At 25.7% G+C, this 13,383-nt stretch carries 14 protein-coding genes; 8 read left to right on the plus strand and 6 right to left on the minus strand.

Features of this window, described 5'->3' with window-relative positions:
* From EXC66_RS02615 to EXC66_RS02625, 3 genes are read right to left on the minus strand one after another with little or no spacing between them, the layout of a single operon-like run.
* Entirely contained in the window at positions 1 to 750 is a 750-nt protein-coding gene (locus EXC66_RS02615) for a TrmH family RNA methyltransferase (RefSeq protein ID WP_006886360.1), read from the minus strand.
* The gene (locus tag EXC66_RS02620; RefSeq protein WP_006886361.1) at positions 735 to 1,268 is read right to left on the minus strand and encodes a tRNA (cytidine(34)-2'-O)-methyltransferase; all 534 of its coding nucleotides are present in this window, start codon (positions 1,266 to 1,268) and stop codon (positions 735 to 737) included. The genes EXC66_RS02615 and EXC66_RS02620 overlap by 16 nt, the downstream gene beginning before the upstream one ends.
* A 51-nt stretch (positions 1,269 to 1,319) precedes the next feature.
* Positions 1,320 to 2,843, minus strand: coding sequence for a phospho-sugar mutase (locus tag EXC66_RS02625; protein WP_006886362.1), 1,524 nt, complete (start codon positions 2,841 to 2,843; stop codon positions 1,320 to 1,322).
* A gap of 116 nt (positions 2,844 to 2,959) precedes the next feature.
* Between EXC66_RS02625 and EXC66_RS02630 the strand changes: the two genes are divergently transcribed.
* The 8 genes from EXC66_RS02630 to EXC66_RS04560 are packed head-to-tail and all read left to right on the plus strand — an operon-like array spanning position 2,960 to position 10,489.
* Complete coding sequence (locus EXC66_RS02630; protein WP_006886363.1) at positions 2,960 to 3,823, plus strand: hypothetical protein; 864 nt, start codon at positions 2,960 to 2,962, stop codon at positions 3,821 to 3,823.
* Positions 3,824 to 3,833: 10 nt separating this feature from the next.
* Positions 3,834 to 4,313: a transcription antitermination factor NusB gene (locus EXC66_RS02635; protein ID WP_006886364.1), complete on the plus strand. Its 480-nt coding sequence runs from the start codon at positions 3,834 to 3,836 to the stop codon at positions 4,311 to 4,313.
* Positions 4,300 to 4,704, plus strand: a complete 405-nt coding sequence (locus tag EXC66_RS02640; protein ID WP_006886365.1) for a hypothetical protein — start codon at positions 4,300 to 4,302, stop codon at positions 4,702 to 4,704. The genes EXC66_RS02635 and EXC66_RS02640 overlap by 14 nt, the downstream gene beginning before the upstream one ends.
* 6 nt (positions 4,705 to 4,710) lie before the next feature.
* The gene (locus tag EXC66_RS02645) at positions 4,711 to 5,880 is read left to right on the plus strand and encodes an aminotransferase class V-fold PLP-dependent enzyme (protein WP_006886366.1); all 1,170 of its coding nucleotides are present in this window, start codon (positions 4,711 to 4,713) and stop codon (positions 5,878 to 5,880) included.
* On the plus strand, positions 5,870 to 6,286 hold the full coding sequence (locus EXC66_RS02650; protein ID WP_006886367.1) for an iron-sulfur cluster scaffold-like protein: 417 nt from the start codon (positions 5,870 to 5,872) through the stop codon (positions 6,284 to 6,286). Before EXC66_RS02645 ends, EXC66_RS02650 begins: the two co-directional genes overlap by 11 nt.
* Positions 6,273 to 7,514, plus strand: a complete 1,242-nt coding sequence (locus EXC66_RS02655; RefSeq protein ID WP_006886368.1) for a Y-family DNA polymerase — start codon at positions 6,273 to 6,275, stop codon at positions 7,512 to 7,514. The genes EXC66_RS02650 and EXC66_RS02655 overlap by 14 nt, the downstream gene beginning before the upstream one ends.
* 46 nt (positions 7,515 to 7,560) lie before the next feature.
* Positions 7,561 to 8,670: a nicotinate-nucleotide adenylyltransferase gene (locus EXC66_RS02660; RefSeq protein ID WP_006886369.1), complete on the plus strand. Its 1,110-nt coding sequence runs from the start codon at positions 7,561 to 7,563 to the stop codon at positions 8,668 to 8,670.
* Positions 8,660 to 10,489 carry a pseudouridine synthase gene (locus tag EXC66_RS04560; RefSeq protein ID WP_318025117.1) on the plus strand — a complete coding sequence of 610 codons (1,830 nt, stop codon included), beginning with the start codon at positions 8,660 to 8,662 and terminating at the stop codon, positions 10,487 to 10,489. The genes EXC66_RS02660 and EXC66_RS04560 overlap by 11 nt, the downstream gene beginning before the upstream one ends.
* Positions 10,490 to 10,567: 78 nt before the next feature.
* Here the strand turns inward: EXC66_RS04560 and EXC66_RS02670 are convergent, their stop codons facing one another.
* From EXC66_RS02670 to topA, 3 genes are all read right to left on the minus strand, one after another.
* Entirely contained in the window at positions 10,568 to 10,948 is a 381-nt protein-coding gene (locus tag EXC66_RS02670) for a hypothetical protein (RefSeq protein ID WP_006886372.1), read from the minus strand.
* Between the two features lie 89 nt (positions 10,949 to 11,037).
* Positions 11,038 to 11,406 (minus strand): hypothetical protein, encoded by a 369-nt coding sequence (locus EXC66_RS02675; RefSeq protein ID WP_129622372.1) that lies wholly within the window; start codon positions 11,404 to 11,406, stop codon positions 11,038 to 11,040.
* An 88-nt stretch (positions 11,407 to 11,494) separates the two neighbouring features.
* Positions 11,495 to 13,345 (minus strand): type I DNA topoisomerase, encoded by a 1,851-nt coding sequence (gene topA / locus EXC66_RS02680; RefSeq protein ID WP_006886374.1) that lies wholly within the window; start codon positions 13,343 to 13,345, stop codon positions 11,495 to 11,497.
* Positions 13,346 to 13,383 lie beyond the last annotated feature (38 nt).

The following is a 13,383-nucleotide window of genomic DNA, read 5'->3' on the forward strand; positions in this document are numbered from 1 at the left end:
TTATCCATTTCTTACTTTATTTAGTACTATTGCAGCTGCTGTAGCAACATTTAAGCTTTCAAAAGAGATTGGAATATAAATAAATTTTTCAACGTATTTTTCAATATCTTCACTTATTCCATTACCCTCATTCCCAAAGATAATTAAGTTTCTGTTACCAAAGTTGATATCATTAAGTTGGATTGAATCACTCTTTAATGTTGTAGCCAAAATATTAAATTGTTTAGATTTAACCACTTTTTCAAGAAAGTTATAGTCTTTAACATTAATCATTCTTTGTTTGAAAAATGAACCTTGAGAAGCACGAATTACTTTAGGGTTATAAATATCAAAATTTTGAACCACAAGTAAATCGATATCAAAAGAACGACATAATCTAATAATAGTACCAATATTACCAGGATCTTGGACTTTTTCTAAGTATGCTATGTTTTTGAGTTCATCTAAATTAATGTTTACTTCTCAATCTCTAGGATTGTATTTTACTACACCAAAGATATTTTGTGGTGTTACTACCTCTGTAACTGCTTTTATAATTTCTTTAGAAACTTCAGTACTGCTTTTATAAAGAAATTTCTGATTTGGGCTATATTCGTAAATATCGATTTTCATCTTGGCAGCAACAGCTTCCTTAACTAAATGTTCACCTTCAACAATAAACATATTAAATTTTTCACGATATTTTTTATCTTTTAATTTAATAATGTGTTTAATTTTTGGATTATTAATACTATCTATTTTTTGTCTCATTCTAAAATAAAATTTTTACCTTTCTGTACTTCAAACAAACTTAAATCTTTTCATTTAAGTTGTCTCATAATTTCAAATCCGACAATTGCTACACAATTAGCTAAGTTAATTGAACGCATTTCAGATATCATCGGAATTCTTAAACATTTATCAACATTACTTTTTAGAATTGACATATCAATTCCTGTTGATTCTCTCCCAAACATAACTCAAATTTCTTTATCTTTGTCCAAATTAGCTTGATAATCCACTTCATCATAAGTTTTTAACCCATATCTAGTAATATAAAAAATATTTTTATTTCCATATTTTTTATTAAATTCTTCATATGAGTCGTGAACTTCATGTTGAATATCACTAAGCATTCTTCCCGCTCCATAACGGCGCAAATATTTTGGATGCAAATCAAAGGCAATAGGTTTGATAATATGTAATCTTGCTCCTAAAGAGTAACATGTTCGAATAATATTTCCTGTATTAGGACATATTTCTGGTTGATATAATACTACATTTAACATTCTTTAATTATATTATTAAAAACTTATTTTAAAAATAAAAGTAGTTATAAACTACTTAAATTTAAATATAAATTTATCTAATGACTTAGTTATGCTTTCAAGTTTCTTTTTAGCCTCACTTTCATCATCAGCATATGTGTAAATATAAAACTTAATTTTAGGTTCAGTTCCCGAAGGTCGATATGAAATTGTAGATTTATCAATAAGAGTAATTTTGATCATATCTGAAGGAATGCTTTCATGTTTATAATCTTTAATATCTTGAATTTGTTCACAAAAAGTTAATTTACTAAATTCTTCTCTAATTGAATCGATTTTTTTAACATCACCAAACTCATATGAGATAGTTTGACTTTGAATATAACCGTATTTTTTATAAATTTTATCCAAATAATCAACTAAAGATAAATTTTGATTTTTTAATTCACTAGCAATAAAACTTATTGCAACAACTGATTGAATTGCATCTTTATCCCTTGCTAAAGACGGTTCAATCAATGAACCATAACTCTCTTCGAAAGCAAAAACAGAATTCAATTTTTCTTTATTAATTACATCTCCCATTCATTTAAATCCGGTTGGAACTTCAATAACATTTAGTTTCTTGGAAGATGCTATCTTTGCTAATAAAGGACTAGAAACAAATGAATATACTAATGAAGAATTTTGATTATAAAAATTATTTTCCAAAAGATAATTGAATATTATTAATGCTGTTTCATTACCATTTAATAGTCTAAATTCACCTTTATGACTAACAGCAACACCTATCCTATCTGAATCAGGATCAGTTACTAATAATAAATCAATATCTTTATTTTTAGCAACACTTATTAACTCATAAAAAACTTCTTCGAGTTCAGGATTTGGCTTTTTAGCATATGTAAAATACGGATCTTTAACCATCTGCTTATCAGCAAAAAGGTAATTATTTTCAATAAAAATCTTCTCTAGGATTGTTGGTACAAAGTAAATTCCGGTTCCGTGAAGTGGACTGTAAACAACTTTTAAATTAGATATTTTTTTATTATTTTTATTTAAATTTGCAACGTTAATTACCTTATTAATATAATCATTCTTATCATTTATACTAACTAAATGTAAAAATTTATTTTTGTTTAATTGGATTTTATCAACATTTTTTATTTCAACATATTCATCAAAGTATTTTTTAATTTCAAAAACTTCCTCAGGTAGTAATTGATTTGCTTTGCTATTATAAAGTTTTATTCCATTATATTCTGCCGGATTATGGCTAGCAGTGATATTAATACCTAAGCTAGCTTTGTGTTTAAGAATTAAAAAACTTACAAAAGGTGTAGGCGAAATTTCTTCATTAAAAATAACATTTATTCCGTTTTTTGTTAAAAAATTTGCAAAATAGATACTAAATTCTTCAGACATGAGTCTATTATCTCTTCCAATGACAACTAGTTTTGAATTTTTTTTGTCATTATTTAAGTATTGTACAATACCATTAGCAATTTGTTTAACATAACCATAATTAAGTTTACTAGGACCTTCACCAATTATTCCTCTGATACCTGCTGTACCAAAATCTAAAAATTTTTCCATATTAAAATTATATTAAATAAAGTATTTTTAATCAAAAATTAATTTATTAACCATATTATGTAATGCTATATATCAAAAATGGTAAAATATAAATAATTTTGATTAAAGGAGGAAAAATGAACATAAAATCTACTTCAAAATGAAGGAATCTTCTATCTTCCTTATTTAAATTTAGAATTATAGATTTGAATATTTCAGCCTTTCTAGTAGCTCTTTTAATAATATTAACTTTTTTAACTAAATACACGGCATTCAAGATTATAAACTTGAATTTTGAATATCTTTTTTATATATTACTTGGATTTTTTGTCAGTTTATTTCCGGCCTTAATTGTCGCATTGATCGGAGATACTGTCTCATTATTTATTTCAGGTAATATTGGATTTTGACATCCAGTTTATGCCGTTGTACCACTATTAATTACCACTATATCCTTTTTCTACTTTAATGTACTAAGAAAGCTAGATCGGTACAAATTACTTGTTCCTAATATTTTTATAACTATTACTAATTTTAGTTTAATATTAATTTGTTACTGGCAGATTAATAATGCAATAGACAGTGATTATCTAAGAATTGGTAGAGTATTTGGTTTTACTAAAATTAGCATCAGTTTAATCTATGGATTAATTTGACTAATGATTGCCTTTCAAATAATTTGCATGATCACAAGTATTATTTCTATAGTTAAGAAAAATCATAAACTGAGTCAATTTTCAATTGCTTTTGGAATTGTATCGATAATAATTGTTATTTTCAGATGGTTTTATGGACCATATGCTTATTTTATCTTCTTACAATACGTGAATTATTCACCTTCAAGAGAAATTGCTAGTTTCTATCCAATTTGAATGGCTGCGTTTGCATTAAAATCACTAATTAGTATTCCAATTTATACCGCGATTCTATTTCCAACATTATTGCCATTTGAATTTTTAAGAAATCGCTATATTTTGCAGAATAAACAAAATCAATATTAAAAGAGGAATTATGTCAGAAACAACAAAAAATAAAAATCAACAAAAGTCAATGAGACAATCTAGAATTGAAATTATTCAAATTTTATATAAGTTTATAGTTTTAGAACATGAAATTGATCCAGCCATTGCATTTGAAGAATTTGATTTTTTGAATAGATCTCAACTTGAAAAACTAGATAAAATCGCCAATAACTATGAATTTATCAAAAAACTAATTAAAATCAATCTTAGTGCTGATTGATCATTTGAAAGACTCAATCCAATAATTAAAGCAATTTTAATAAATGCAACATATGAACTTTTTGTTTTAGATAAAGCAATTGTTATTAATGAAGCTTTAGAAATTGGAAAAATGTTCTTTGATATTGAAGATTTTCAAACTAAGAAAAACCTTAAATTTATTAACGCTTGTTTACAAAGTGTTTTTAATGCATTAGTTATTTTAGAAAAAAGAAACAGAAAATTAGAAAATCCAAATGAAGATAAATAAATTGAATAAATCAATTATTTTATTAAATGATTATTGCAAAAAACAAAATATACAAATTAAAAATGTATTTGAGTTTGCAGAATTTATTGAAAAAAATATTTATAAAATTTCCTATTCTGAAATTATTAAGCAAATAAAAACACATTTAGATGTAACAAATGTTTGAGAAGATAAATTAATTTTAGACTTTCTTGAGTTTTTGCTTTTGCAAAAATTTTACAATAAAATAAAGTTAAAAAGAAACTTAAACCCTTATGTGGGTCTATCTACCAATGAGATTATTGAATTAAACGAATATAAAAGAAACAAATATATTGATTTTTTACTTTCTTTAGAAAAATTTGATGAGCATAATGTTTTTATCCAAAATTTATTAAAAATAATTAAGTAGGTTTATATGAATGATATTGAAAAATTAAAAAAAGAAATACGTGAAGAATTCCCCATCCTTAACAATATAGTTTATTTTGACAATGCAGCTCAAAGCTTAAAGCCTGTTTCTGCTATCGAAGCTATTAAAACTTATTACACTTATGAATCTGTTTCTGTACGTACAGGTGATACTCCATTAGGTAATAAAATTAATCAAATTTATAAACAAACTAAGAAAAAAATCGCGCAACTAATTAATTCTGATCCTGAACAAATTATTTATACAAGTGGAACTACAGACTCACTAAATACATTTGCATTAATGTTTAGTCAAATTATTAAACCTAACAAAAAAATACTAATTTCAGCTTACAATCACTCTAGTAATATGTTACCTTGAATTGAACTAGCAAAATCAAGAAATATTCAATTTGAAATTACTGAAGAGATTTTAGATAAAATTGATGATAATGTTCAACTTATTTGTCTATCACAAAGTACAAATAATTTTGATGTTAAATACAACATTGAAGAAATTTACACAAAAGCTCAAAAATTTGGAGCGATTGTATTAAATGATGCCGCTCAATCAATAACTCATGAAAAAGTGGATCAAAATTATGCTGATGTAATAGCTTTTAGTACGAATAAACTTCTTGGACCTTCTGGTTTGGGTATTTTAGCTATTAAAAAAGATTTATTAAAAAAGATTAGACCAACTCGTTTTGGGGGTGGTTCGGTTCACGAAATTGCTCCAGACGGTACATGAATTCCAAAGGAAACTATTCAAGCTTTTGAACCAGGTACACCAAATATTGCAGCTATATACATGTTTAATAAATCTTTAGATTTATTTTTAAGAATAGGTTATGACAATATTCAAAAAATCCTTTTGGAATTATCAAACTACTTATATGAAAAGTTAAGTAAGTTAGAAAATGTTGAAATTTATAGTAAAAAAGGTTCGATCATCACTTTATTTAATATTAAAAATATCAATGCTCAAGATGTTGCTACTTATTTAGGTACAAAAAATATTTATGTCAACGCAGGAATATTTTGTGCACCTTTTGTAAGAAATATTAAGAGTGAACGTTCTTATGTTAGAGTTTCACTTGCGATCTATAATAATTTTAGTGATATAGACAAGCTAGTAAATGAAATTGAAAATGGAGGTGATTTTTATGGATTTTAACCAAAATCAAGCTAGAGAAATTATTATGAATAACTACGTAAATAATCCAAAAGATAATTTAAGTACAAATCATAAGAGGGTTTATTCAACTTCATGTGCAGATCTTTTGGAAATTGATCTAGATTTTACTGATAAAATCAATAAAATCAGCACTGCTTCTAATGGATGTGCAATATTTGTAGCCTCAACAAATATACTAAAGAAAAAACTAATAAACAAAGAAATTCAACAAGCAAAAAAACTTATCGAAAGATTTATTAAGTTTGTTCATCAAGAAATAGAACTCAATGATGAAGAAATTCAAGAATTGGGTGACTTATGAGCTTTTTATAATGTTAAAACACATTTAAATAGAATTGATTGCGCGACATTAACTGCTAAATATATTTTAGATGAACTCAAGTAAATTTATTTTTCATATTGATTTTGACTCATACTTTGTAAGTGCTCTTAGAAGTATTTTTCCAGAATTAAAGGATAAACCTGTTGTTATAGCAACAAAATCAAGTAAAGCGATAATCAGCTCAGCTTCATATGAATTAAGAACATTAGGTATTAAAGCAGGTGACTCTGTTGCGACAGCATTAAAGAAAGAACCAAGGACTATAATTGTTGAACCGCGATATGAACTTTTTAGTGCTTTAAGCAATGAAATCTTTAGACACTTATACAATAATTACACTAAAAAAATTGATGTAGGTTCAATAGATGAAGTATATCTAGATATGAGCAAAATAGTAAATAATAAAATTAATGCAATTAATCTTGCAAAAAGCATCCAAAAGGAGATTTTAAATAAATTTAAAATTCCAATTTCAGTTGGCATTAGTCATACAAGATTTTATGCAAAAATGACAACAAATCTTGTTAAGCCTTTTGGTGTTGGTTTTACTGGGAAAAATGATATTGTTAAAAATTTTTATTCATTAGATATATCAAAAATTTTTGGTATTGGTAAAAAATCCGAAACAAAACTTAAACTTTTAAATATAAATAAACTTGAAGATTTAGCTAATTTAGATGAACAAGATCCAATAGTAAAATCGGTAATTGGACAAAATGGTTTTAAGCTTATTTCTTCAATCAAAGGTCATGAACTATCTGAAATCGAAGACTTCAAGAGCGAAATTAAAGGAATAGGACTTGAAAGATACATAGCAGAAACTACTGATGATAAAGCATTTCTTGAAGATAAATTAAATTACTTTGCATGGAAAATTTCTTCGAAAATGCAAAATAGAAACCTTGTTACAAATAACATCGTTGTTGGACTACGCTTTGAAAATAAAACTTGATTTAACAAATCAATTAAATTACCAAACTACACAAACGAATACAAAGAAATACTAAAGCATGGAAAAATTCTTTTAAATGTGGTTTTTGATGAAGATAAAATTGTTTATGGTATAAGACTTAGAGCTAATGATTTATTGCCTAGTTTTAACGTATCGGTGAAGAGAAATTTATTTGAAACAGACGAAGAATCAATGGAAAAATCCGAAGTAGAAAAACTTGTAGAAGATATTAATTTTCAACTTAAAGGAAAGTTTTTACTAACAGGATCAGAACTAATGGAAAACAAAAAGAAGAAAAGACATCAACTAGAATTTATTGGTGAAGATATTGAAGAATAAAATATTACATTTTAGTAATATAATGTAAAATATAAAAGGAGAAATTATGAGAATAGGTATTTATGGGGGAAGTTTTGACCCAATTCATAAAGGACATATAAAAATAGCTGAAATAGCCATAAAAGAACTAAACTTAGATAAGTTATTTTTTGTTCCAGCTTATATCTCACCTTTTAAAACTAATAAAAATATTGTTTCTGCTGAACACAGAATAAATATGATTAATTTAGTTAAACCGGAAAAAACTGAAATTTGTGACTTTGAAATTAAAAGAAATAATCCAAGCTACACAATTGATACAGTTAAATATTTAAAAAATAAATATAAAGAAGATAATTTATTTTTAATAATTGGAAGCGATAATATTAATTTACTACACAAATGAAAAGATATTGATGAAATTGCATCTCTTGTAAAAATTGCTGTTTTTAGAAGAACAAAAAATATTAACAAAACAAATATTAAAAAATACGATTGCTTACTATTACAAAATTCTATATATGAGTATTCATCTACAGAATTTAAAAAAGGATATTTAGATACTGTAGATAATAAAGTTATCAATTACATTGGTGAAAATAAATTGTATTCGAAAGAATTAGTTCACAATATGTTAAGTGCTAAAAGAGCCAAACATTGCGTTGCTACTGCAGAATTTGCAACATCATTAGCTAAAAGCGTTGGATATGATGCTAAAAAAGCTTACTTTGCTGGTTTATTTCATGATATTGCTAAAGAGTGAGAGCCTAATAAGTCATTAGAATTTATAAGAAGCATTTTAGGAGAAGAAGTTAATGTTCCAAAGCATGAACTTCATCAAATCTCTGGTTCACTTTGAGTTAAATATATTTATAAAATAAATGATGAGGATATAACTCATGCAATAAGAGTGCACACAACAATGAACGAAAATGGTGTATCTAAATTAAATACACTAGACAAGATTATATATATTGCTGACAAAATTTGTATGGGCAGAAAGTTTCCTGGAATCCAAAAATTAAGGGAAATCGTTCATGAAGACTTAAATAAAGGTTTTGCATTAGTTGTTAAAAAAACATATATGTTTGAGAAAGAAAAAGGTACAAAATTCTCTGATTGACAAGAAAAAATTTACCTAGACTACATTAAAGAGGTTGAAAATTATGAAGCATAGATTACAAAAAATCCTTTCTGAATCTGGTATAGCATCAAGAAGAAATTCAGAACAATTAATCAAAGATGGCAGAGTAAAATTAAACGGTAAAATAGCAACTTTAGGAGACAAAGCTTCATTTGGTGATGAAATTTTAGTAGATGATAAACCAATTAAGCGAGAAGAAAAAGTCTACTTTGTAATGAATAAACCTCCCAAAACTGTTTGTACATTAAAAGATAATTTTAATAGAACAACTGTTACAAGTTTAGTTGATACAAAAGCTAAAATTTTTCCTGTAGGTAGATTAGATTACGACACAACAGGTGTTCTACTTTTAACAAATGATGGCGATTTGTGTAATAAATTAATTCACCCAAGATATCAAATTTTAAGAAAATATAGAGCTAGATTGGATGAACCACTTACTAGTGAAGAACTTAAAACATTAAATAAACCTGTTTTAATTAAAAACAAACCTTCATTCCAAAAGGTTGAACAATTAGATACTAAAACATATTTAGTTTCTCTTTCAGTAGGAACTTATCACCATGTCAAAGAATTGTTTGAAACCGTATCAAGAAAGGTAATAAACCTTAAAAGGGTTGAATTTGCGGGAATAACATGTGAAAAAATACCTGTGGGAGAATATAGAAAACTTAATTTTAAAGAAGTTAGAATGTTAAAAGTTTTAATAGAGGAGAAAAATGAAAAAATAAAAAAATTTAGTTTATTTTTTGCTTCAATTTCTCCATTTATTTTAATGACTCAAAGTTGCTTCAATTCGAGTTTTGATAGAAAAGCTGAATCAGAAAATAAAGAATTTGAAAGCAAGATTAAAAACTACCTTTCAAGAATTGAACTTAAAAACAATGAATTTAAGAATTTCTTAAACAATAAAAACAATCCAAATATCCCATTAAATAATATTAAAGATTTTTATGAAGAGCCTAACAACATAGCGATTGAATTATCTACTCATCTAAATAATTTTATTAGTGAATTATCTAAATCTAGAAGTGATTTAGTTGAATTTAACAAATTAAATATATTAATTGAACCTTCGTTGGAAGAAAATGAAAATAAATTAGTTGATTTAATTAATAAATTGAATTTTATTAGTAATGATGTAAAGAAACTTGTTGAAGAAAAACAAAATCTAACAAAGAATGATGACGATGCATATTCAACTTTAATACAAGATATTAAAAATCACCTTTCTGGAGGGCTTTTTGTTGGTCAAACACAAAACAATACAATAAAATTCTTCAAGGATTCTATTAATTTATTATTACACTTACCTTTAGGTGAAGATTGTGATTGCAGAAACATTTTTTATAAGTCCAATTATTATGATTCAAGTGTGATTGATGTAAATTATAATCTTATCAAAGCATACTTAGGATTTAACTCCGAAAATGGCAACACTTCAGAAGAAGAATATCAAAAATTACTAAAAATACACACACACGCTCTAGCAAACATCATTAGAGAATGATTATTTATTACAGTTGAAAATGATGATAATCAAAAAAATGCTAGATTTAGACTAAATCAATGAGTTGATTCAATTAAAAATGATAGCAAAACATTAAATTACATAAATTCAAATGAAAAACTAAAAAGCTTATTTGAAATTATATCTTTAAGTTTGGATGCATTAAATAAATCTATTCAAGAAATTAACAGTAATAATTCAGGCAAATATCCTTTTGATAAATTTCTAAGTTTTATTGTAGATGTTGACAAAGACTCAAAAACACTTAATGATGGTATTATGGGTCAATTAAACAATACAATTAATGAATTTTATCAATTTTTGGATAGTAAAGGACAATAGTAATTCTGTCGCAAAAATAAAAGTTGACTAATAATATAACGTCAACTTTTATATTACAATTTTATTCAATTTGAACTATTATTTTTTTATCAATTCATTATTGTATGATAAAAAAGCGCTATTTACTATCCATTCTTTAATTTTTTCTGTTGAAGTATTAGACATAGTCATAGCTATTCTTATTAATGCCTTAATATTAGCAGCTTCATATTTTTTAGTTGTTGGAGTAAGTTTTCCTGCTGTGAATTCATTAATCTTTATTAATACCATTTCATCAAAAATTTTACTTTCTTCATAAATTAATCTCTTTTTAATCATTTGTCAATGAATTTCAGGATTCTCGTTTTCACCAATCAAGGTTTTAATAAAATCAACAATCACATAATATCTCATGTGATTTTTAGGATTTACTCTTGATCTGATTTTTTCATTATCAACTATTCTTTTCAATTCATTCATAGATCCTCAATTTAATTATACTTTTAATTTACTAAAATACAGACAAATATAAAAAAATAGGAATTTTTCCACAAAAATTCCACTTTTAACTATGTTGAACTGAAACTGTTATTTATCATAAAAAATTGTAGTGTTTTTGCATCATTATCTTTTTTACCGTTATATAAGATATGAATGATTCTTTTATTTTCATCAATTAAATTAATAAATTTATTATTATCAGTTATTTTAAGTAATTGTTGATTAAACACTTCAATAAATAATAAAGCTTTTCTACCAAAAAACATGAATAGCAAGCCTTTGAAAAATTTTGATTTTTTAATGATTATTTTGTAATTTAAGCAAATTATAACTATTTTCTTGTTTGTGAAAAAGAATAATAGAAAGAAAAAAACTCAACTAATTAAACATATCAATGAAATAAACAATGATAAATAATTATGCGTTGAAAACGCCATATATGTTCCCCATCAAACAAAAAGAACTATTAATATTAGAATTACTATATTTATATATAATCAAAAATTAAATTTTTGATAGTAATTTTTATTCTTCATCTTTTGTTTCTTCTAAAACTTTAAGTTCTTCGTTTGATATACTACGTGTATATTTACAATTTGGGAAGTTTTTACATCCTACAAATTTTTGCTTTTTCTTGTTTCTTCTAATAACAAGAATTCCTGAATCTTCTGGACATGACTCTTCTAAAGCAATTTGAGTTAGAATTGTTTTTTCCATTGTATCTTTTGCTTTATCAAAAGTATCATTAAATTTTTCTCAAAAACTAGTCATAACAATATTTTTTGAAACTTTTTCTTCAGCAATTAAGTCAAGTTCATCTTCAACTTTAGCAGTATACTCTTCATTAATTATATTGCTAAATGAAGTAGTTAACTTATCAATAACATTTTTCCCAAAAACTGTTGGAATTAAAGATGAAGATTTTGAAACAACATATTCTCTATCTTTGATAATCTTAACAGTTGTTGCAAATGTTGATGGACGTCCTACTTTTATCTTATCCAACATTTCAATTAATGAACCATCAGTGTATCTTGGTGCTGGTTTGGTTTCATGGTCAGTAAATTTAAACTCTTTTACCTTAACTTCTTGATTTAACTCATAGTTAGGATCATTTAATTCAACTTCTTTTTCATCATCTATAATGTAATATCCATCAAATTTAATTGATGAAAAATTATTTTTAAATTTATACTCACCATTCTCATATGTGTATGTCTTAATTGTTCTAATAGGTTGAGAAATCAATGATTGCATTGTAATTTTATAAATTAGTTTATAAATTGCATACTCTTGTTTTGTCATTTCTGGATATAAAGCAACAGCTTTTTCAGGAGTTAGTTCAATATCAGTAGGTCTTATAGCTTCATGGGCATCTTGATCACCAGAAAATCCTTTTACTTCAGAAGCGATATATTCTTTTCCAAATTGTTTCTCAATATAAATCTTAGCAACATCAATAAAGCTTTGACTAAGTCTTGATGAATCAGTACGTGGGTATGATATAAGTCCACCATCTCCAAACCCTTCATAAAGTTTTTGAGCAGCTGATTGTGTAACTTGCGCAGAATAAGGACTCTTTTTATATAAAGCAGCTTGCTTTAATGGTGTTACTGAAGCCATTTTTTTATCAACAACATTAATATCAATAACCTTTATTATTTTCTTTGCTGTTTCAAAATGTTTTTTAATTGCATCAATTTCACTAGGTAAAATTCAATCTCTTTTATCGCTTGGATTGTTTGAATTAATATAGTTGGCCACTACTTTAGATTGACATAAAGCTTCCAATTTAAAATATTGTTCCGGAATAAAAGATTCAATCTCTCTTTCTCTATCAACAACTAATTTTAGTGCAATAGATTGAACACGTCCAGCACTAGCTTTAGTTGGTGAATTAGATATTTTTTGATTTATTAGATAACTAAGCCTAAATCCAATAATTCTATCAAGCATTCTTCTTGCTTTTTGTGCTTCAACAAGATTATAATCTATCAATCCAGGTTTTTCAATGGCCTTCAAAATAGCATTTTTGGTGATTTCATTATATTTGATTCTATTGTATTTATCTTTAACGTCAAGATATTCAACGAGATGCTCACCGATTGCTTCTCCTTCACGGTCAGGGTCAGTTGCAATAAAAATTCGGTCACACTTTTTGGCTAAAGTTTTTAATTTCTTTATTAACTCTTTTTTACCTTTTTCTAAGGTATATGATGGTTCTCAAGTATCAATATTTATTCCTAAACCATATTGACCACTAGTTTTTAGCTTAGCGATATGACCAACGCTAGCTTCAACTATATAATCCTCACCTAATATTTTTTTAATTGTATTTACTTTATTAGGTGACTCCACAATAACTAATGTTTTCATATATTTAATATTTATACCACAATTTACAAAATTCAATA

It is taken from the genome of Mycoplasmopsis anatis (assembly GCF_900660655.1).
Classification (GTDB): Bacteria; Bacillota_I; Bacilli_A; order Mycoplasmatales; family Metamycoplasmataceae; genus Mycoplasmopsis; species Mycoplasmopsis anatis.